At 59.2% G+C, this 19,330-nt stretch carries 19 protein-coding genes; 12 read left to right on the plus strand and 7 right to left on the minus strand.

Annotated features, from left to right (window positions below; translation table 11 throughout):
• The first annotated feature begins 86 nt into the window (after positions 1-86).
• Positions 87-1,412, plus strand: a complete 1,326-nt coding sequence (gene tolC, locus ACE1BR_RS16490) for an outer membrane channel protein TolC (protein WP_374872146.1) — start codon at positions 87-89, stop codon at positions 1,410-1,412.
• Between the two features lie 130 nt (positions 1,413-1,542).
• Here the strand turns inward: tolC and hldE are convergent, their stop codons facing one another.
• Entirely contained in the window at positions 1,543-2,970 is a 1,428-nt protein-coding gene (gene hldE, locus ACE1BR_RS16495) for a bifunctional D-glycero-beta-D-manno-heptose-7-phosphate kinase/D-glycero-beta-D-manno-heptose 1-phosphate adenylyltransferase HldE (protein WP_374872148.1), read from the minus strand.
• A 239-nt stretch (positions 2,971-3,209) separates the two neighbouring features.
• On the opposite strand from hldE, the gene lpxL reads away from it, so the two are divergent.
• From lpxL to ACE1BR_RS16525, 6 genes are all read left to right on the plus strand, one after another.
• Complete coding sequence (gene lpxL / locus ACE1BR_RS16500; RefSeq protein ID WP_374872150.1) at positions 3,210-4,133, plus strand: LpxL/LpxP family Kdo(2)-lipid IV(A) lauroyl/palmitoleoyl acyltransferase; 924 nt, start codon at positions 3,210-3,212, stop codon at positions 4,131-4,133.
• Between the two features lie 629 nt (positions 4,134-4,762).
• Positions 4,763-6,685 carry a PTS mannitol transporter subunit IICBA gene (locus ACE1BR_RS16505; RefSeq protein WP_374872152.1) on the plus strand — a complete coding sequence of 641 codons (1,923 nt, stop codon included), beginning with the start codon at positions 4,763-4,765 and terminating at the stop codon, positions 6,683-6,685.
• A gap of 37 nt (positions 6,686-6,722) precedes the next feature.
• Complete coding sequence (locus ACE1BR_RS16510) at positions 6,723-7,868, plus strand: mannitol-1-phosphate 5-dehydrogenase (RefSeq protein ID WP_374872154.1); 1,146 nt, start codon at positions 6,723-6,725, stop codon at positions 7,866-7,868.
• Positions 7,869-7,990: 122 nt separating this feature from the next.
• On the plus strand, positions 7,991-8,512 hold the full coding sequence (locus ACE1BR_RS16515; protein WP_374872156.1) for an MltR family transcriptional regulator: 522 nt from the start codon (positions 7,991-7,993) through the stop codon (positions 8,510-8,512).
• A 163-nt stretch (positions 8,513-8,675) separates the two neighbouring features.
• A complete protein-coding gene (locus ACE1BR_RS16520; RefSeq protein WP_374872158.1) occupies positions 8,676-9,248 on the plus strand; it encodes a DNA-J related domain-containing protein in 573 nt (190 codons plus the stop codon).
• Between the two features lie 64 nt (positions 9,249-9,312).
• Positions 9,313-9,561 (plus strand): hypothetical protein, encoded by a 249-nt coding sequence (locus ACE1BR_RS16525; protein ID WP_374872160.1) that lies wholly within the window; start codon positions 9,313-9,315, stop codon positions 9,559-9,561.
• A 41-nt stretch (positions 9,562-9,602) separates the two neighbouring features.
• On the opposite strand, the gene ACE1BR_RS16530 is transcribed toward ACE1BR_RS16525, so the two are convergent.
• Together ACE1BR_RS16530 and zntB are read right to left on the minus strand one after the other, a co-directional pair.
• Positions 9,603-10,121, minus strand: a complete 519-nt coding sequence (locus tag ACE1BR_RS16530; protein ID WP_374872162.1) for a mechanosensitive ion channel domain-containing protein — start codon at positions 10,119-10,121, stop codon at positions 9,603-9,605.
• Between the two features lie 9 nt (positions 10,122-10,130).
• Entirely contained in the window at positions 10,131-11,096 is a 966-nt protein-coding gene (zntB, locus tag ACE1BR_RS16535) for a zinc transporter ZntB (protein ID WP_374872164.1), read from the minus strand.
• 141 nt (positions 11,097-11,237) lie between these two features.
• On the opposite strand from zntB, the gene ACE1BR_RS16540 reads away from it, so the two are divergent.
• Positions 11,238-11,687 (plus strand): YaiI/YqxD family protein, encoded by a 450-nt coding sequence (locus ACE1BR_RS16540; RefSeq protein WP_005335916.1) that lies wholly within the window; start codon positions 11,238-11,240, stop codon positions 11,685-11,687.
• A 126-nt stretch (positions 11,688-11,813) separates the two neighbouring features.
• Positions 11,814-12,314 (plus strand): metal-dependent hydrolase, encoded by a 501-nt coding sequence (locus ACE1BR_RS16545; RefSeq protein WP_374872242.1) that lies wholly within the window; start codon positions 11,814-11,816, stop codon positions 12,312-12,314.
• Between the two features lie 64 nt (positions 12,315-12,378).
• On the opposite strand, the gene ACE1BR_RS16550 is transcribed toward ACE1BR_RS16545, so the two are convergent.
• Positions 12,379-13,584 (minus strand): NupC/NupG family nucleoside CNT transporter, encoded by a 1,206-nt coding sequence (locus tag ACE1BR_RS16550; protein ID WP_374872166.1) that lies wholly within the window; start codon positions 13,582-13,584, stop codon positions 12,379-12,381.
• A 547-nt stretch (positions 13,585-14,131) separates the two neighbouring features.
• Here ACE1BR_RS16550 and dbpA point away from each other — a divergent pair.
• Together dbpA and ACE1BR_RS16560 are read left to right on the plus strand one after the other, a co-directional pair.
• A complete protein-coding gene (gene dbpA / locus ACE1BR_RS16555; protein WP_374872168.1) occupies positions 14,132-15,511 on the plus strand; it encodes an ATP-dependent RNA helicase DbpA in 1,380 nt (459 codons plus the stop codon).
• Positions 15,512-15,625: 114 nt separating this feature from the next.
• Positions 15,626-15,916 (plus strand): YkgJ family cysteine cluster protein, encoded by a 291-nt coding sequence (locus ACE1BR_RS16560; protein ID WP_374872170.1) that lies wholly within the window; start codon positions 15,626-15,628, stop codon positions 15,914-15,916.
• A 27-nt stretch (positions 15,917-15,943) separates the two neighbouring features.
• On the opposite strand, the gene ACE1BR_RS16565 is transcribed toward ACE1BR_RS16560, so the two are convergent.
• The gene (locus ACE1BR_RS16565) at positions 15,944-16,351 is read right to left on the minus strand and encodes a hypothetical protein (RefSeq protein ID WP_374872172.1); all 408 of its coding nucleotides are present in this window, start codon (positions 16,349-16,351) and stop codon (positions 15,944-15,946) included.
• Positions 16,352-16,624: 273 nt separating this feature from the next.
• Here ACE1BR_RS16565 and ACE1BR_RS16570 point away from each other — a divergent pair, with 273 nt between their 5' ends.
• Positions 16,625-18,019: a PepSY-associated TM helix domain-containing protein gene (locus tag ACE1BR_RS16570; RefSeq protein WP_374872174.1), complete on the plus strand. Its 1,395-nt coding sequence runs from the start codon at positions 16,625-16,627 to the stop codon at positions 18,017-18,019.
• 70 nt (positions 18,020-18,089) lie between these two features.
• Here the strand turns inward: ACE1BR_RS16570 and ACE1BR_RS16575 are convergent, their stop codons facing one another.
• Together ACE1BR_RS16575 and ACE1BR_RS16580 are read right to left on the minus strand one after the other, a co-directional pair.
• Entirely contained in the window at positions 18,090-18,305 is a 216-nt protein-coding gene (locus ACE1BR_RS16575; RefSeq protein ID WP_374872176.1) for a DUF6500 family protein, read from the minus strand.
• A gap of 106 nt (positions 18,306-18,411) precedes the next feature.
• Positions 18,412-19,317 (minus strand): 1,4-dihydroxy-2-naphthoate polyprenyltransferase, encoded by a 906-nt coding sequence (locus ACE1BR_RS16580; RefSeq protein WP_374872178.1) that lies wholly within the window; start codon positions 19,315-19,317, stop codon positions 18,412-18,414.
• Between the last annotated feature and the right edge of the window lie 13 nt (positions 19,318-19,330).

Genomic DNA, 19,330 nt, shown 5'->3' on the forward strand with positions numbered 1-19,330 from the left:
ATTAAGCTGCAATCAAGCTTGGTCGGTGACAATATTTGCCCTCTCCAGCAACCGTTTTGGGTTACTACATAAGGTTAAAACGATCTATGAAAAGAACACTCTTGTCCGTCATGGTGTTGCTGGGCGTCAGTGCCGGTGCCCATGCCGAAAACCTGCTCGATATCTATCAACAAGCCCAACTCAAAGACCCACAGTTGCTGCAGTCCAAAGCCGTTCGCGACCAAGCCTTCGAGAAGATCAACGAATCTCGCGCCTCACTCTTGCCACAGATCAACCTGGGTGCCGGGCTGAACTACCTGCAAAACAAGAATGATACCCAGAGCAACAGCAAAGCCTCTGGCTCTCTTTCGCTGGATCAATCCATCTACCGTCGCAGCAACTGGGTCAATCTGGATTTGACCGAGAAAGGTGCCACCCAGTCCGACGTGGCCTACAACCTCGAAATCCAGAACCTGATGCTGCGTAGCGCCACCGCCTATTTCAACGTGCTCAAGGCGATGGATACCCTGGAGTTCGTCCGTGCCAACAAGGTGGCAGTTGAGCGTCAACTGGAGCAAACCCAGCAGCGTTTCGAAGTGGGCCTGACCGCCATCACCGATGTCCATGAAGCCGAAGCCTCCCGCGACCAGGCACTGGCGGACGAGATCAACGCCGAGAACGATCTGGCCAACAGCTATGAGGCCCTGCGCGAGCTGACCGGTATCGATCACCGCACTCTGGATGTGCTCAACACCGATCGTTTCAGCCCGCAAAAGACCGCATTCGGTTCTGACAAGTGGCTGGAGCTGGCGCTGGACAAGAACCTGCAACTGCACAGTGCCCGCATCGCCAAAGACATCGCCAAAGAGAAAATCGATCTGGCCAAAACCGGCCATGAACCGACCCTGGATCTGGGTGCCGGCCTGCAAACCAGCAATACCGATTACAAGCTGGATAGCATTCAGGGGGGCAATGACAATCAGGCCAATATCGGTCTGACCTTCAAGCTGCCTATCTACAGCGGTGGCGCCACCACTTCCCAGGTGAAGCAGGCCCAGTTCAACTACGTTGCCGCCAGCGAGCTGCTGGAGAAGAACTTCCGCTCGGTGCAGAGCACGGTGCGCTCCTCCTACAACAACGTGAATGCCAGCATCGGCTCGGTACGTGCCTATAGCCAGTCCGTCATCTCTGCCGACAGCGCCCTGAAAGCGACCGAAGCCGGTTACGAAGTCGGTACCCGTACCATCGTCGACGTGCTGGACTCCACTCGCAAGCTGTACGATGCCAAGCAGAAACTCTCTGCCGCCCGTTACAACTACATCATCAACATCCTGAGTTTGAAACAGGCCGCTGGCGTCCTGGAAGCGCAGGATCTGGTGGAAGTGAACCAGGGCCTGATGCCGGTCACGGCAAAGAGCAAAACCAAGGTCTGATCGCCAACATCAGCCATGCAAAAGGCGACCGCTGGGTCGCCTTTTTGTTATCCGGATTCTTGTCGGCAGCTCTCTTTAGTTGATCGCGCCGTCATGTCGGCCCCGCCATCTAGCGGGGCAAACCCTGCCGTTAGCCGCGTTCGCGGATAGTCTTGATGATATCGGTGGTGGAGCAGCCATCCTCGAAGTTGAGCACGCGCACCTCACCGCCGTTAGCGGTCACCTCGGTGTAACCGGCGATATCTTCCGGCTTGTAGTCACCGCCCTTGACCAGCAGATCCGGCAGGATCTCGGCGATCAGACGCTGTGGGGTATCTTCACCAAACGGCACCACCCAATCCACCGCGCCCAGCGCAGCCAGCACCGCCATGCGGCGCTCGGTCGGGTTGACCGGACGACCCGGCCCTTTCAGACGGCGAACCGACTCGTCGGTGTTGACCGCCACGATCAGGCGATCCCCCAGCTTGCCCGCGTTGGCCAGATAGGAGACGTGACCGGCATGCAGGATGTCGAAGCAACCGTTGGTCATCACCACCTTCTCACCACGCAGACGAGCGGCCTGAACAGCTACTTTCAGCTGGGCTTCGGACATGACACCGAAACCGGTCTCCTGCTCGGTGTAGAGGGCGTTGGCCAGCTCGACCGGACTGACGGTAGAGGTACCCAGTTTGCCGACCACGATACCGGCTGCGGTATTGGCCAAGGCACAGGCTTCATCCAGGCTCTTGCCTGCCGCCAGCGAGGTGGCCAGGGTGGAGATCACGGTATCACCGGCACCGGTCACATCGTAAACCTCGTGGGCCTGAGCCGGCAGGTGCAGCTCGGGCTGACCTTCGCGGATCAGGGTCATGCCGTTTTCGGAGCGGGTGACCAGCAGAGCCTCCAGCTCGAAGCGCTTGACCAGACCCAGCCCCTTGGTGACCAGCTCCTCTTCGCTCTTCACCTTGCCCACCACCGCCTCGAACTCGGACATGTTGGGGGTCAGCAAAGTGGCACCGCGGTACTTCTCGAAATCGGTTCCCTTGGGATCGACCAGCACTGGGATACCGGCAGCGCGGGCACGCTGGATCATGCCAGGCACGTCATTAAGGGCACCCTTGCCGTAGTCGGAGAGGATCATCACGTCGCTGCTCGGCAGCGCCTGTTCCACTTTGCCCATCAGCAGGGTGGAGTCGACATCGTGGAACGCTTCCTCGAAATCGAGACGCAGCAACTGCTGGTTGCGCGACAGGACGCGCAGCTTGGTGATGGTCGGGTAGTCGGCCAGACGAACGAAATCACAGGCCACCTTGACCCCGGCCATCTGACCAGCCAGCGCATCGGCCGCTTCATCCTGACCGGTCAGGCCAAGCAGCACGGCGTGGGCGCCAAGAGCGGCGGAGTTGAGGGCCACGTTGGCGGCGCCACCCGGACGCTCCTCTATGTGCTCAACCTTGACCACGGGCACCGGCGCCTCGGGGGAGATCCGGCCGGTGGGGCCATGCCAGTAACGGTCCAACATGACATCGCCTACGACCAGAACACGGGCTTTTTCAAACTCGGGCAGGGTGATTTTCATCTGTATCGACTCTCAAAACCTGAAAAATCAGCCGCCGATTTTATCACACTCTTTTATGCGGTGGAGAAAAAGCAAACCTGTGGTTTCCATTTAAAGAAGCATAAAGGAAACCAATAGTTACAGTTCGTGCCACGCGGATCTGACGCAGCTTGCCCCTCTGACCAGCAAACCGCCATTCGCTCCCGCCCCCCCTTTTCAGCTAGAATCCCCCGATTGTGTTTGCGAACAAGAGATTAGCCATGGCCCACGACAACGCTCCCCGCCTCGAGCCCCGCCTGTTTCATCCCCGTTACTGGGCCAGCTGGTTTGGCCTTGGCCTGCTCTGGCTGCTGACTCTGCTGCCGTGGCGCAGCCAGATGTGGCTGGGTCGCCAACTCGGTCACCTCGCCGCCAAGATACTGAAATCACGGGTAAAAATTGCCCGTCGCAATCTGGAACTGGCGCTGCCGGAGCTGACCCGGGATGAGCGGGAAACATTGCTCAAGCAGAACTTCGAGAGCGTGGGCTGCGCCGTGTTCGAGGTGGGGATCGCCTGGTTCTGGCCGGACTGGCGGATGCGCAACCTGATGAAGGTGGAAGGGGAAGAGCATGTCATCGCCGCGATGGAAAAAGGTCAGGGCATGCTGCTGCTCTCCTGCCATTTCCTGACGCTGGAGCTCAACGCCCGCTGTTTCGGACTGGTTCGCCCCGGGGTGGGGGTCTATCGCCCCAACACTAATCCGGTGCTGGAGTATGCCCAATACCACGGTCGCTGTGCCTCCAACAAATATCTGGTGGACCGGATGGATGTGAAGGGGATGATCAAGGCACTGCGCAACGGCGACGCCCTCTGGTACGCGCCGGATCACGACTACGGCAGCCACGCCAGCGTGTTCGTGCCCTACTTCGCGGTGGAGCAGGCGGCCACCATCACCGGCACCGCCACTCTGGCACGGGTGAAAAACACCGTCACCCTGCCCTGCTACAACATCCGCACCAACGAGGGTTACACCCTGCATATCGGGGCGCCGCTCGCCGACTACCCCAGCGGGGATGACATGGTTGATGCCGCCCGCGCCAACCGCGAGATTGAAGCCGCCGTGCGCAAGGCGCCGGAGCAGTACATGTGGCTCCATCGCCGCTTCAAGACCCGCCCCTCCCCCGAGGATGCCAGCTTCTACTAAGCGGCAGTCCCCGACAGGGATCACATCGCCAAAACCGACAAACCGCCTGCTGGCGGTTTGTTTTTATCTGCTATCAGCCCTGCTGCGGCAAGCAAGCGCCCCAAACATCAGCCGCGCAATGACATCCTGCATGTTGGCGCCCATTCCCATCAACCGGCCGCAAAAGAGCCCTCATCACTGCCTGCAAAAACTGAAAGCGGGTTACAAACCTATTGATTCATTGGTAACTAGAAGGTGATTACGAGAGATTCATCGTCAATACCCGCTGATGAGTTATTGAGTGATTTGCCCCATTCGAATACAAAAACTGAATTTGTGATGTGAATCACCTTTGAACAAAGGCGCAGCAAAGCTGATTTGGTGAGATAGATCACAAAAAATGGTCATTAAAAACAGAAAAGATCGAAATGTAACCGAATTACAGCAAGAGAATGTGATCTTCATCACTAGTTGGGAAGGGGGTATGACGGGGTATCTGAGAGGTGGATCACAAGACACCCCGTTTTCAGCCTAATTTGATCGCAAGCTGGTAGATTGAAGTTGCTTAGACGACCGGGATGGAGGTTCGGCAAAACCGGCCATCCCGAACTACCACTTTTAATCAAACAGGCTTAAAACGGGGTCCCGACATGTTATCACCGGATACCAAAGTCAAGATACAGAATTTTGGACGCTTCCTGTCCAATATGGTCATGCCCAACATAGGCGCCTTTATCGCCTGGGGCTTTATTACTGCCCTCTTTATCCCCACCGGCTGGCTACCCAATGAAACCTTGGCCAAGCTGGTCGGCCCCATGATCACCTACCTGCTGCCGCTGCTGATTGGCTACACCGGCGGCAAACTGATGGGCGGTGAGCGTGGCGGCGTGGTCGGTGCCATCACCACCATGGGCGTCATCGTGGGCACCGACATCCCGATGTTTATGGGTGCCATGATGGTCGGCCCGCTCGGTGGCTGGGCCATCAAGCGCTTCGACAAGGCGATGGACGGTCGCGTCAAGAGCGGCTTCGAGATGCTGGTCAACAACTTCTCTGCCGGTCTTATCGGCATGCTGCTGGCGATCCTCGCCTTCTTCGTGATCGGCCCCTTCGTCAAGGTGCTCTCCGGCGTACTGGCCGGTGGCGTCGGCTTCTTGGTGGATAACCACATGCTGCCGCTCACCTCCATCTTTGTCGAACCGGCCAAGATCCTGTTCCTCAACAACGCCATCAACCACGGCATCTTCTCGCCGCTGGGGATCCAGCAGGCGACCGAACACGGCAGCTCCATCTTCTTCCTGATTGAAGCGAACCCGGGCCCGGGCATGGGCGTGCTGCTGGCCTACATGGTGTTCGGTCGCGGTGCGGCCAAGCAGTCCGCTGCCGGCGCCTCCATCATTCACTTCTTCGGCGGCATCCACGAGATCTATTTCCCGTACGTGCTGATGAACCCGCGCCTCATTCTGGCGGTGATCGCTGGCGGCATGACCGGGGTCTTTACCCTGACCCTGTTCAATGCCGGTCTGGTCTCCCCTGCCTCGCCGGGCTCCATCTTCGCCGTGCTGTTGATGACGCCGAAAGCCTCCCTGATCGGGGTAGCCCTCTCCATCATCAGCGCCACTCTGGTCTCCTTCCTGGTTGCCGCCGTATTCGTGCGTGCCCAGCAGCCGGAAGCCGATGAGGCCGATGCCCTCGGTGAAGCCACCCGCAAGATGAAAGCCATGAAGGGTGCCAAGCCTGAAACCGCAGCGGCCAAGAAGCCGGGCGGCGAACTGATGGCGGTGCGCAATATCGTGGTGGCCTGTGATGCGGGGATGGGTTCCAGCGCCATGGGTGCCGGTATGCTGCGCAAGCGGGTACAGGCCGCCGGGCTCGATATCAGCGTCACCAACCGCGCCATCGATCAACTCGACGATCAGGTGGACTGGGTCATCACCCACAAGGATCTGACCGAGCGGGCCCGTCGCCATGCGCCGCATGCCCACCATATTTCACTGACCAACTTCCTCGACAACGGTCTCTATCAGGAGCTGGTACAGAGTCTGACTCAGGCCGCCAACGATGATGTCGCCAACCCGCAACTGCTGGTGGCGGCCAACGATGACAACTACGAGCCGCAAGCGGCCGAGGTCTTTACCCTGAGCCGTCATGACGTGCATCTGGGACTGAAAGCGGACAGCAAGGAGGCCGCCATCCTGACCGCAGGCCGACTGTTGGCAGAGCGCGGCTACGTGGCGCCCGACTACGTCAATGCCATGCTGGAGCGTGAACAGCTGGTCTCCACCTACCTCGGCGAATCCATTGCCGTGCCCCACGGCACCATCGCCGCCAAGGAGTTTGTGAAGCGTACCGGCATCGTCATCTGCCAGTACCCGGCCGGGGTCGCCTTTGGCGAAGCCGCCGATGAGGTGGCGCGGCTGGTGATCGGTATCGCCGCCCGCAACGACGAACACATGCAGGTGATAACCCGCCTGACCAATGCACTGGATGAACCCGGTCTCATCGACCGGCTGGCCAGCACCACGGATCCCCAGGCTTTCCTGGATCTGCTGGGTGCCGAACAGGCTGCGTAATCATCTTTCATCGTCTTTGGTTCAAGAGGTTAATATCATGAAAACATTGCATTTTGGTGCTGGTAATATCGGTCGCGGCTTTATCGGCAAACTGCTGGCAGATGCCAGCCATCAGGTCACCTTCGCCGACGTCAACGACTCTCTTATCGATCAGCTCAACCACCGTCAGGAGTACAAGGTCCATGTGGTGGGGGCGGATCAGAAGCTGGACGTGGTGCGCAACGTGGCGGCGGTGAGCTCCGCCGGTCACGAGGTGATCGCCCGCATCATCACCGCCGATCTGGTCACCACCGCAGTCGGCCCCAACATTCTGGACAAGATTGCCAGCACCCTGGCCAAGGGTCTGCAGGCCCGCTTCGATGCCGGCAACCTGACCCCGCTCAATGTCATCGCCTGCGAAAACATGGTGCGCGGCACCAGCCACCTCAAGCAGGAGGTACTCAAGTACCTGCCGGTCGCGTATCATGCCACGCTCGAATCCTGCATCGGCTTCGTCGACTCGGCGGTGGATCGCATCGTGCCGCCCGCCGCGGCTGCCAACGATGACCCGCTGGAAGTGACGGTAGAGAGCTTCAGCGAGTGGATCGTCGACCAGACCCAGTTCAAGGGGGAGCTGCCACAGGTAGCGGGCATGGAGCCCACCGACAACCTGATGGCCTTCGTCGAGCGCAAGCTGTTCACCCTCAACACCGGTCACATCGTCACCGCCTATCTCGGCAAACTGCGGGGCTACAGCACCGTGCGCGAGGCAATCGAGGATCCGGTGATCCGCAGCAAGGTGCGCCGCGCCATGGAGGAGAGCGGTGCCGTGCTGGTGAAACGCTACGGCTTCGACCCGCGTCTGCACGCCGCCTACATCGAGAAGATCCTCTCCCGCTTCGCCAACCCCTATCTGGTGGACGAGATTGACCGGGTCGGTCGTCAGCCGCTGCGCAAACTGGCGGCGGGGGATCGACTGGTGAAGCCGCTACTCGGCACCCTGGAATACGGCCTGCCCAACGAGCAGTTGCAGGAGGGGATCGCCGCGGCGCTGCACTATCGCAACAGCGATGACCCGCAGGCGGTGGAGCTGCAAGCCCTGCTGGCGGAGCTGGGCCCGGCCAAAGCGCTGGCCAGCGTCACCGGACTGGATGAAGATAGCGAAATCGTCCGCACCATAGTGGCTCGTTACGAGACCTTGTAATACCCTGCTGGCGGCGTATGACCGGATGCTCCAATTGATTGAATCGCAAGGAAATGCGCCCCATATGATAAAAACCGGGAGAGAGGCTGACTCTCTCCCTGTCAGCTGGACCCTATACACCTATGACCACACACCAGGAAGATGAAGTACTGGAACGACTGAACGAGCAGGATGGCCCCCGCGGCTTCTTTCTCGAAGCTGTGACCATCCTGGAAGAAGCGGTCGACTCCCTGATGCGACGCGCGTTCCGTCAGGAAGAGTATGCCGTCAAATACGCCATCGAACCCCTGCTCAACCAGAGCGGCCCCCTCGGCCAGCTGGAGGTACGCCTCAAGCTCATTTTCGCCCTTGGCCTCATCTCCCTTGAGCGCTATCAGGATCTGGAAGCCTATCTGAAGATCCGCGACTTTCTGGTACGCGACCCCAAGGATTACCGCTTCAGCGACAAGCCGATCCGCGATCTGCTCGACCGCCTGCACGGGGTCAATCAGGGCGGCATGATGAAGCTGGAGCCCCCCGCCAGCGAAGAGGATTGGGCCTTCTACCAGATGCAGCTCAACCGGCTCGATCAGATGGTGCGCTCCGCACTGGTACTGGCGCTGGCCGACTGTGTCGGCGAGATCCATAAGGAGAGTCCCATCTAATCCGGCCCCATGACATGACCGCCTGCTGGCGGTCTTTTTCTGCACCTCCCTTGCCACTGTGCCTTGCCCCGCCCTCTGGCTGATGTCACTCTGGCTCATCGCCCCCTCGCCCGTACGGTGGCCCAGCTGTCACCACAGCTCTCATTTGGAGGAATCGCACCCCATGAGCGACCAGAGCGCCAACCCGCTGATCGCCCCCCTGCTGGCCCTGCTGCAACAGGCAACGGGCAGCTATAAAGTGCATGAACTGATGGGCGCCCTGCGCCAGCAGGGGGCGATTCCCCAGCTGGCCGACGACGAGCAGTTGCAGCTGTTTCGGCTCAACTTTCTGATCATGAACGCCCTCTACCAACTGCAAGCCGAGCTTTATGAAGAGGGTTGGTGGCTGGTGATAAGCACGTTGGATATCCGCCTCGAACCGCTTGGTGCCGCTGCTGATACTGGCAGCACACTCGCCCGTGGCGAGGCGCTGCGCAGTTACTACCTCGACTGGCAGGTGTTCTGGCAGACAGACCGGGCAGAGGTGGAAGAGCTGCTCGCAAGCTTCTGGCGCAGCTATGAGGGGGAGGAACACAAAGGGGACGCTCTGGCACTGTTCGGGCTGGACGAGGGGGCGAGCCAAGAGGCGATCCGTCGCCGTTGGCGCGAGCTGGCTCTGCGCCATCATCCCGATCGTGGCGGCGATGCCGAGGCCTTTATCCGCATCCGCTGGGCCTGGGAATATCTGCGTGAATGATCCCGTTGCTGCCCTTCTATAGCAGGCATAGACTGGAAATGGATATACCCCACAGGAGAGCATCATGACAGTCAGTGAACTTCGTAAGCTCTATCAGAAACAGATCCTGCACGAAGCCGAAATACTCCACGACGTGGCCATTCCCGGCTGGCTCATCGAATTCAGAGGCCAGGATGGCACCCTGTATGAAATGACCGATACCCTCGGTTGCCCCATCAGCTTCGGTACGGTCGATCAGGCCCGCGAACATGTGCATCTGGTGGCCGACTGCCCGGTGCAGGTTGAACACCTCTACCGCTTCTTCGAACGCTAAAACACGCCATCGTTCAAGAAGGCTCCCTTGGGAGCCTTCTTCTATTCCGGTTGCAGTGGTTCTGGCGCTTTGCTCTCCAGCCGTCTGACCGGCTTTTGCAGGATCAGGTTGGCCGGGTAGGTGACCAGATCGCCGTTATCATCGCGCACCCGCACGTAGAAGAGGCCAATCTCGGTGATGACCCCGGTGACCGAATCATCCTTGTCGAGGATGCGGATCCGGTCGCCAATCTTGTAGGGAAAGGCGAAGAAGATGGTAATACTGGCAGTGATGTTGGAGAGGATCGACCACTGTGCCACCATGGCAACGCCGAGCACGGCGAAGAATGAGGAGGCCAGCACCACCAGCCGAGAAAAGTCGAGCCCCCACACCCCGGCCAGGATCAGCAGGGTGGCGCAGCCAAGCAGGAAGTGGAACACATGCTCCACATACAGAACCCGGTTCTCGCTCACCTGCCGGGTCTGAGCAAGAGCCAGCAGACTTTTGTGGATAAGGCCGCGAATGAGGGTGTGGCCCAGCAACAGCAGGAGGGTTACGCCAAAAGATTCCCATGTAGTCATGTCTGCTCCTTACCACCAGCGTCGGTGTTTGAGCCAGACAGCCAGCCCGGTCGCCAGCGCGACCAGCGAGCCGCAAAAAATCCAGAAGGCGGTCGGACTCTCGGCCCCCGGAATCCCCCCCAGGTTGATGCCAAACAGGCCGGTCAGGAAGCTGGCGGGCAGAAACAACAGCGCCATCACCGACATCTGGTAGGCGCGGCGGTTGGTCGCCTCCGCCATCAGATTGTTGATCTCGTCCGCCAGCACGGCAGTGCGCGCCACCCCGGCATCGAGATCATCAAGCCAGCGCCGCAGCCGGTCGGCAATATCGAGCAGACGGCGACGGTCATCCTCGTCCAGCCAGCTGATCTTCTCGTTGGCGAGACGAGCCACCAGATCCCGCTGGGGGGAGAGGTAACGGCGGATCATGATGAGCTGCTTGCGGATCAGCGCCAGCCGGCCATTGGCGGGCAGGTCACGCATCAACACCATCTCTTCCAGATCGAGGATCTTGTCGTGCAGCTCCTCGACAAACTCCCCCGCCCGGTCGGTCAGGGCATCGCAGATCTCCACCAGCCAGTCGGCGGGAGTATCGGCACCACCACCCAGCTTGAGCTGGGTGAAAACATCCAGTTCAGAGAGCAGCGGACGACGGCGGCTGCTGATGATGAGATCCGGGGTAATGAAGATGCGCAGCGCCACCATCTCTTCGGGCCGATGATCCTTGTTATGGTTGATGCCACGCAGGATCAGCAATACGGTTTCCCCCATCCGAACCAGCTTGGGCCGATTGCTCTGGCCCAGCAGCGACTCTTTGGCCGCCTCGTTAAGGAGCGGCGTCTGCAGCAGCCAGCGCGCCGAATCGGGATGACCGTAATCCAGATGCAGCCAGCCGGGGCGCTCCCCCGGAATTTCACTTCCCGCCGTCAGCGGCGCCATGCCCCCCTTGCCATCCAGGGTCAGGGCATAAATCACTTCACCAGGCACCCGATCCATGTCGTCTCCTTCTGATCCTCACCAACAGCCCCCAGCTTACACGAAAGACCAGGCCGACTCAGCCCCGCGCGGGGAAGGCTGCGCCTGTGTTAACATGCCCGCGCCCGTTTTCCATCCGCTTTCACTACAGGAAACCATGCCATGCCTATCTGGGTTGATGCCGATGCCTGCCCCATTCCGGTCAAAGAGATCCTCTACCGTGCCGCTCATCGCGCCCAAGTCGTCACCACCCTGGTGGCCAATCAGGGACTGCGAGTCCCCCCCTCGCCGTTTATCAAGACGCAACAGGTCGAGAAAGGATTTGATGTGGCAGATCATGTCATCGCCCAGCAGGTTCAACCGGGTGATCTGGTGATCACCGGCGATATCCCCCTCGCCTCCTGGGTCATTGATGCCGGTGGCGAAGCGCTCAATCCCCGTGGCGAGATCTACACCCGCGAGACCATCAAGGCACGGCTCGGCATGCGCAATTTCATGGAGGAGCTGCGCTCGGCTGGCGTGCAGACCGGTGGCCCTGCCCCCTTCAATGCCGCCGATAAACAGCGTTTCGCCAATGCCCTCGACAAGTGGCTGGTCAAGGGCAAGCTGTAGCAAGCGTCTGAATACCCGTACCTTGGGCAATTTTTAGCCGTAACATCCTGATTTTTAAAAATAACAGCTGATCATGGCCAGCAGGCTGGTAAGATGCGCCGCCATCTCTTCCACGCCGTAATCATCATGACCGCCCAAGGGCACCTGCTCTTCTCCATCACCTGCACCCTGCTCGCCCACAAACTGCAACTCACCCCTGCACTGGCAGACGCCAGCCTGTGGCAGACAGTTCCTGCCGCGCTGGCCAGCGCCCTGCTGCCGGATCTCGACCACCCCAAATCCACACTGGGACAGCAACTCCCGTGGCTCTCTAAACCGCTGTCGCGACTGTTCGGCCATCGTGGCTTCACCCACAGTCTGCTGGCAGTAGCCGCCGCCATTTGGGGGCTGAATCAGACTCTTCCCCCCGCTACCCTGCCGATTGGAGTCAAGGATGCCCTGATCGTCGGCTACCTCAGCCACCTGTTGGGAGACTGGCTCACCCCGGCGGGCATTCCGCTGCTGTGGCCCATCAAGCGTCGCTTCCGGCTGCCGGGATGGCCGCTGCGCAGTGGCGGTGCCATCGAGACCAGCTTTTGCACCTTCACCCTGCTGCTGACGGGCTGGTGGTGCGGCTGGCACCTGTAAAACCGATACAAAAAAGGCCCCGAACCAGAGTTCGGGGCCTAACAGTGGCAGTGCCACTAGAGGATCAGATCATGATGCCCGCGATAACCGCAGAGAGCAGGCTAACCAGAGTTGAACCGTAGACCAGCTTCAGGCCGAAGCGGGAAACCATGTTGCCCTTCTCTTCGTTCAGCGCCCTCACCGCACCGGCGATGATACCGATGGAGCTGAAGTTGGCGAAAGAAACCATAAAGATGGAGAGGATGCCGACGGTACGTGGCGAGAGCTCGGCCGCAATCTTGTTCAGGTCCATCATCGCAACAAACTCGTTGGTCACCAGCTTGGTTGCCATGATGGAACCAGCTTGCAGCGCTTCACCACCCGGGATGCCCAGGATCCAGGCAATCGGGTAGAAGAGGTAACCCAGAACAAACTGGAAGTTCACACCAAACGCAGCTTCGAACAGGTAGTTAACCATCGCGATCAGGGCGATAAAACCAATCAGCATGGCACCCACGATGACCGCAACGGTAAAACCGGCCATGATGTACTCACCCAGCATCTCGAAGAAACTCTCTTTCTTCGGGGTATGGTGCTCGTCACCTTCGGCCAGCTCTTTGGCATCGGCCACGCTGTTATCCGGCTCGTAGGGGTTGATCAGCGACAGCACGACGAAGGTACTGAACATGTTGAGCACCAGCGCAGCCACCACGTAACGCGGCTCGATCAGCTGCATGTAAGCGCCAACGATGGACATGGAGACGGTAGACATGGCAGTCGCCGCCAGGGTGTACATCTGCTTCTCGTTCAGGTGCGGCAGGATTTTCTTGTAAGCAATGAAGTTCTCTGACTGGCCGACGAGCATGGAGCTGATGGCGTTGAAAGACTCCAGCTTACCCATACCGTTGATCTTGGACAGTATGGTACCAATGGCACGGATCACCAGCGGCAACAGACGGATGTACTGCAGGATACCGATCAACACGGAGATGAAGACGATGGGCATCAACACTCCCAGGAAGAAGGAGAAGCTCCCTTCGTTGACCAGACCACCAAACACAAAGTCGGTCCCCTGCTTGGCAAATTCCAGCAATTTACCGAAGCCAGCAGCAAAGCCACCCACCACGGCCAGACCCACTTCGGAGTTCAGCATGAACCAGGCCAGCGCCACTTCGACCACCAGCAACTGACCGATATAACGCAGCTTGATTTTTTTCCAGTTACGGCGGTTAGCCAACAACGCGAGAACAAGGACCAGTACAAGCCCGAGCACAAAGTGAACGTATTCCATACCTGTAGCACCTGAGTAAATTTGTAATTTTTGAACGGCGCCATCATAGACATTTGCATATTTAAAAATCAGATAACCATCACAATCCCGCGCAATAATATGCACCCAGGATAATACAAACGTTTTTAAATTAATTACGCAATGGAATGATATTAATCATGCAACATTGATGGCAATAAAATCCATATAAAACATTGTGATAGAACAGCAATCAGCTATTTAACCAACTCCGTGCGATGAGTTCACATCATTTACGCAACACCCTGTTAATTGAATCTGACGAATGCAAAACGTTTTTTGACCATTATATTTGGAATATTTGACTGAAAAACGTTTATCTACAATAAATAATTACACTGACGTTTAAAAAATTAATCGCGCTCTATTATTGCTTATTTTTAAGCGCCTTTTTTGGCAACAAATGAACCTTATTGGTGACACCACAGAGTCAATAGTTCAAATTTCCGCCACATCTGGCGCCACATTCTGGTATGATGCGCGCCCTTAGCGTTAGCGCATCCCCGTTTCTCCGAAATAGAGTCCTTTTGTGAACAACAGCGAATTTAGCAGCCTCAACCTCTCCCCTGCCCTGCAAGAGAACCTCACCAGCCTGGGTTACCTGCAGATGACCCCGATCCAGGCTCAGAGCCTGCCCCTGGTGCTCGATGGCAAAGACCTGATTGCCAAGGCAAAAACCGGCAGCGGCAAGACTGCGGCTTTCGGCCTTGGCTTGCTGGCCAAGCTCAATGTCAACCGCCTCGAAGTGCAGGCGCTGGTACTCTGCCCGACTCGCGAACTGGCGGATCAGGTGGCTCAGGAGATCCGCCGTCTGGCGCGCGCCCTGCCCAACGTCAAGCTGGTGACCCTGTGCGGCGGCACTCCGACCGCACCGCAGTCCGCCACTTTGGGCTTTGGCGCCCACATCGCCGTCGGTACCCCGGGGCGTATTCTCAAGCATCTGGAGCAGGGCACGCTGGAACTTTCCGGCCTCAAGACGCTGGTGCTGGATGAAGCGGATCGCATGCTGGACATGGGCTTTGGCGAAGATATCAACCGGGTCATCAGCTATGCCCCACAGCAGCGCCAGACCCTGCTCTTCTCCGCTACCTATCCGGAGGGGATCGCCCAGATGAGCCGCGGTGTGCAGCGCAATCCGGTCGAGGTGAGTGTGGAGTCCCTGCACGAGGGGAGCGCCATCGAACAGAAGCTCTACGAAGTACCTGCCGGTCAGCGCCTCGATGCCCTCACCTGGCTGCTCAGCCACTACCAGCCGAGCTCCTGCGTGGTGTTCTGCAACACCAAGCGCGCCTGTAACGATGTGGCAGATCACCTTGCCGCCAAGGGATTCTCGGCGCTGGCGCTGAACGGCGATCTGGAGCAGCGCGAGCGGGATCAGGTGTTGGTGCGTTTTGCCAACGGCAGCGCCACCATTCTGGTGGCCACCGATGTAGCGGCCCGCGGCCTCGACATCAAGGAGCTGGGCGCCGTCATCAACTACGAGCTGACCTATGATCCGGAAGTGCACGTGCACCGCATCGGTCGTACCGGTCGTGCTGGCCAGCAGGGTCTGGCACTGAGCCTCTATCAGCCCAACGAAGCCCAGCGCGTCAACTTCATTGAAGAGTACCAGCAGGCTCCGATGCCGCTCGGTGAGCTCGACAGCATCGGTCGCGACATCAAGCCCATCGCCCCGCAGATGGTGACCCTCTCCATCGACGCGGGTCGCAAGACCAAGGTGCGGGCCGGTGACATTCTGGGCGCCCTGACCGGTGAAGGCGGCATTGCCGGCGCCGATGTGGGCAAGATCCAGATCTCCGAGCAATACTCCTACGTCGCGGTGAAGCGCAGCGTGGCGAGCGCCGCCCTCAAGCGGTTGCAGGAAGGCAAGATCAAGGGGCGCAGCTACCGCGCCCGCAAACTGGGTTAAGGACAATGGCGGGCTGTACATCGGCCCGACTGGTCACGAACCGCAGCACGGGCGCCTTCACAGGCGCCTGTTTTTTATCGAACATGTGCCATCCCGATGGCATGGACAACACAGATGAACAGAGAACCCCAAGCCGACGTCAGCTGCCAGAATTGCGAAGCCTGCTGCTGCCGCCTCGAAGTGATGCTCTTTACCGATACCGGCGTGCCGGACCGTTATGTATTTGAACGGGATGGCGAGATACCGGTAATGCGCCGACTGGACGATGGCTGGTGCGCCGCCCTCGACCGCAACACCATGATGTGCCGTATCTACGAGGTGCGGCCGCTGATCTGCCGTGAATTCGAAATGGGTGAGCCCGACTGCGTTGATGAGCGGGACAAGTGGTTTATCAAGCTGGAGTGAACCCGGGCCAGGCAGGATGCGGGGTGGTCAAGCGCTCGCGTGTTCGCAGGGAGTGGCTGTGAGCTGCTCCCCTAGCCACTGGATGGCGCCCGCCTCCTGCTCGAAGTAACGCACCGCCCGAAAGGGCAGATCCTTGAAGATGTTATCCGCCAGATAGCGTTTAAAACCTCCTGCCAGGACCACCGCCAGAAACTGACAGCCACTCTCGGCACACCAGCCAAACTGGCGACGAAAACGAACCAGTACCTCGGGCCCGGCTGCTTCGAACTCGGTCGCGACCTCGACAATCCCCCAGGGGCGATCCATCAGTCCAGCCAGCTCGCGACGAAAGCCCGCTTCATAGGCCATGGCCCCCGCCAGATTGAAAGGGCCACTCGGCCGACAGATCAGCATCTGGCCCCTGCGCTCCATGTCGAATTGCCCATGTGGCTGCATGACTGTTCCCATTCCATTACCACCGCCAGCAGATTGTTACCATAAGGTAATAATTTATAAAGAAAAGTCTAGAGAAAAACGCATTCTCTCTACAGGCAGCTCACTTCATCTGGCCAACCTAAAACACCATTGCAGCAGCTCATTAGACTACCGTTCCAATCAAATCTCGCCTTGATATGTGTGATTGCAGTTAACGAAACGTTACTGCTATCATCCGCGCCGCAGCAAAACATTCCACCAGCAGAAACGTTGGTGCTCCAACAAGGATGTGCAATGAAAAACAGGGACTCGAGTCATTACCAACGGATCTGGCGCTGGCACTTCTACGCAGGTCTCTTTGTCGCCCCTTTTCTGATCCTGCTATCGCTGACCGGGATCGTCTATCTGTTCAAACCCCAGCTCGATAACCTGATGTATCCCGAGCTGATGAAGGTCGCCCCCGCCAGCCAGACCCTGAGTGCCGATCAGTTGCTGGCCAAGGCGATGATCGCCATGCCCGATGCCAGCCTGCGTAAATACCTGCCGCCTGCGGCTCCCGATCAGAGCGCCCAGTTCATCGTCAATCGGGGCGAACAGGAGCTGACCCTGTTTATGGATCCCGCCAACGGCGCTCTGCTCGGCACCATGGATAACAAGTGGAATTTGCAAGCGGTGGCCCGCGCTCTGCACGCCGAGCTGCTGCTCGGCAAAACAGGAGATCGGCTGATCGAGCTGGCTGCCGGCTGGGGCATAGTGTTGCTGCTGAGCGGGCTCTACCTCTGGTGGCCACGCAAGGGGCCCGGCGTGGGCGGCATCCTCTGGCCCAGAATGGGCTCGCGCGGACGCCTCTGGTGGCGCGATCTGCACGCAGTGGTCGGCTTCTGGGGAGCCGGTTTCCTGCTGCTGTTGCTACTGAGCGGCATGACCTGGACCGGATTCTGGGGCGATCAGTTTGCCGCAGTCTGGAACCGCTTCCCCGCCGCCATGTGGAACGAGGTGCCCAAATCGGCGCCGCTGGCCCGTTCACTGAATCAGGCGCACGCGCAGACCGTTCCCTGGGCGGTAGAGAACACCCCCATGCCCAGCTCACAGCCCGCAAGTAAAGAACACGATCACGGCGCCATGAACCACGGCGAGCATGAGGGCGTGGTGATGGCCGAACACCGCATTGCGCTGCAACAGGTAGTGGATATCGCCAGTGCGCGGCAAGTCAGCCCGGGTTACAGCATTACGCCACCTGGCGGCGCCACCGGCGTCTATACCATCGCGATTTTTGCCGATGATCCGCGCAACGACGCCACCCTGCATATCGATCAATACAGCGGCAAAGTGCTGGCCGATGTGCGCTGGCAAGATTACGGCCCGGTCGCCAAGACAGTGGAGAGCGGCGTCATGCTGCACATGGGCAAGCTCTACGGCTGGCCCCATCAGCTCGCCATGCTGCTCATCTGTCTGATGGTACTGGCCAGCGCCGTGAGCGGTCTGTGGATCTGGTGGTGCCGCCGCCCGCAGGGCCGTCTCGCCGCGCCGCCGCTGCCCGCCAAACTCCCGCCGATGCGCGGTGCCATCGCCCTGCTGATCCTGCTCGGCATCGGCTTCCCGCTGGTCGGCGCCTCGCTGGTCGCCATCTGGCTGCTGGATACGCTGATCTTCTCCCGCCGCCCCTTCAGGGTGGCGCGCGCCAGCTAGTCGATAATATCATTCACCAACAGAGAGGGCTCCCGCGTGGGAGCCCTCTCTGTTTCATGGCAAGCGGCTGTCACTCCAGCTCGATCAGCAAGAGTATTTTCTTGGCCTTCTCGAAGTGATCGAGCTGGTGGGTCTGGATCCACCAAGTCGCCGCCTCCATCAGCAAATCGGGGTCGTCATTACGGTTGGCAAAGAAGGCATAAAAGGAGAGGCCGACCATCTCCCCCTTCTGGGCGATTTTCTGCTGGCAAACCTGAATGATTTTCTGTTTGAGTGATGCTCGCATGGCTGTCTTCCTGTCTGACTTATTCAGTGCCAACACATCGCGTCAGCACATAAAAAGGGCTCCCGTCTCGGGAGCCCGTTTCACCTACCGACAAGCAGGCAACATATCATGAGAGCGCCAACCCGATGGAGAGCAGCAGGCTGAACAGAAACGCGCTGATGGCGGTCTTCTTGAGGGCACCGGTCAGTACCTCACCATCGAAGCTCTCGCGCAGGGTACGCGCCGCATCGCTGAGGGGCTTCATGGCAGGCAGGAAGATCCACGGCCAGAAGCTGGCAGGCTGGGTCAGGATAAAGGCGATGGTCGTCAGCAACGCCGCCCCCAACAGCACCCAGTGATAGGCAATCGCACGGTTACGGCCCAAGCGCACTGCCAGAGTGATCTTGCCGCTGGCTGCATCGGTCTCGATGTCGCGCACATTGTTGATATTGAGCACGGCAGTAGCCAGCAAACCACAGGCGGTGGCGGGCAACAGCAGATCCCACTGCAGGGTCTTGGTAAAGAGGTAGTAGGAGCCGAGCACCCCGAGCAGACCGAAGAACAGAAACACCGAGATATCGCCAAACCCGCGATAGCCGTAAGGGGTCTTGCCCACGGTATAAGTCACCGCAGCCACGATGGCCGCACCGCCCAACACCACAAATGCCAGGATCTGCAGCCACTGGCCACCGAAGGCGCAGCCCAGCAACAGCAGGCCGCTGGCCACTGCAGCCAACGCAGTCAGCGCCATCGCCACGCACATCTGCTTTTTGGTGATGAGGCCGGAGACCACCGCCCGCTGCGGGCCGATCCGCTCGCCATTGTCGGCGCCGGAGACCGCATCGCCATAATCGTTGGCCAGATTGGAGAGGATCTGCAGCAGAATGGCGGTCAGCAGCGAGAGCGCCATGATGGTGCCATCGAAAGCACCACGACTGGCAGCCAGCCCCGAGCCCAGCAGGATGGAAGAGCAGGCGAGCGGCAGTGTTCGCAAACGCGCCGCCAGCAGCCAAACAGAGAAGGTATTTGTCATATTGTGATGGCCA

Source organism: Aeromonas sp. MdU4 (assembly GCF_041929505.1).
Lineage (GTDB): Bacteria > Pseudomonadota > Gammaproteobacteria > Enterobacterales > Aeromonadaceae > Aeromonas.

Coding starts and splice junctions, on each gene's coding strand:
- ACE1BR_RS16580 (WP_374872178.1), bottom strand. CDS start 19,317: ATGACAAATACCTTCTCTGTTTGGCTGCTGGCGGCGCGTTTGCGAACA.
- zntB (WP_374872164.1), bottom strand. CDS start 11,096: ATGGATCGGGTGCCTGGTGAAGTGATTTATGCCCTGACCCTGGATGGC.
- hldE (WP_374872148.1), bottom strand. CDS start 2,970: ATGAAAATCACCCTGCCCGAGTTTGAAAAAGCCCGTGTTCTGGTCGTA.
- ACE1BR_RS16540 (WP_005335916.1), top strand. CDS start 11,238: ATGCCTATCTGGGTTGATGCCGATGCCTGCCCCATTCCGGTCAAAGAG.
- ACE1BR_RS16520 (WP_374872158.1), top strand. CDS start 8,676: ATGAGCGACCAGAGCGCCAACCCGCTGATCGCCCCCCTGCTGGCCCTG.
- ACE1BR_RS16530 (WP_374872162.1), bottom strand. CDS start 10,121: ATGACTACATGGGAATCTTTTGGCGTAACCCTCCTGCTGTTGCTGGGC.
- ACE1BR_RS16550 (WP_374872166.1), bottom strand. CDS start 13,584: ATGGAATACGTTCACTTTGTGCTCGGGCTTGTACTGGTCCTTGTTCTC.
- ACE1BR_RS16515 (WP_374872156.1), top strand. CDS start 7,991: ATGACCACACACCAGGAAGATGAAGTACTGGAACGACTGAACGAGCAG.
- tolC (WP_374872146.1), top strand. CDS start 87: ATGAAAAGAACACTCTTGTCCGTCATGGTGTTGCTGGGCGTCAGTGCC.
- ACE1BR_RS16575 (WP_374872176.1), bottom strand. CDS start 18,305: ATGCGAGCATCACTCAAACAGAAAATCATTCAGGTTTGCCAGCAGAAA.
- ACE1BR_RS16525 (WP_374872160.1), top strand. CDS start 9,313: ATGACAGTCAGTGAACTTCGTAAGCTCTATCAGAAACAGATCCTGCAC.
- ACE1BR_RS16565 (WP_374872172.1), bottom strand. CDS start 16,351: ATGCAGCCACATGGGCAATTCGACATGGAGCGCAGGGGCCAGATGCTG.
- ACE1BR_RS16570 (WP_374872174.1), top strand. CDS start 16,625: ATGAAAAACAGGGACTCGAGTCATTACCAACGGATCTGGCGCTGGCAC.
- ACE1BR_RS16510 (WP_374872154.1), top strand. CDS start 6,723: ATGAAAACATTGCATTTTGGTGCTGGTAATATCGGTCGCGGCTTTATC.
- lpxL (WP_374872150.1), top strand. CDS start 3,210: ATGGCCCACGACAACGCTCCCCGCCTCGAGCCCCGCCTGTTTCATCCC.
- ACE1BR_RS16560 (WP_374872170.1), top strand. CDS start 15,626: ATGAACAGAGAACCCCAAGCCGACGTCAGCTGCCAGAATTGCGAAGCC.
- ACE1BR_RS16505 (WP_374872152.1), top strand. CDS start 4,763: ATGTTATCACCGGATACCAAAGTCAAGATACAGAATTTTGGACGCTTC.
- ACE1BR_RS16545 (WP_374872242.1), top strand. CDS start 11,814: ATGACCGCCCAAGGGCACCTGCTCTTCTCCATCACCTGCACCCTGCTC.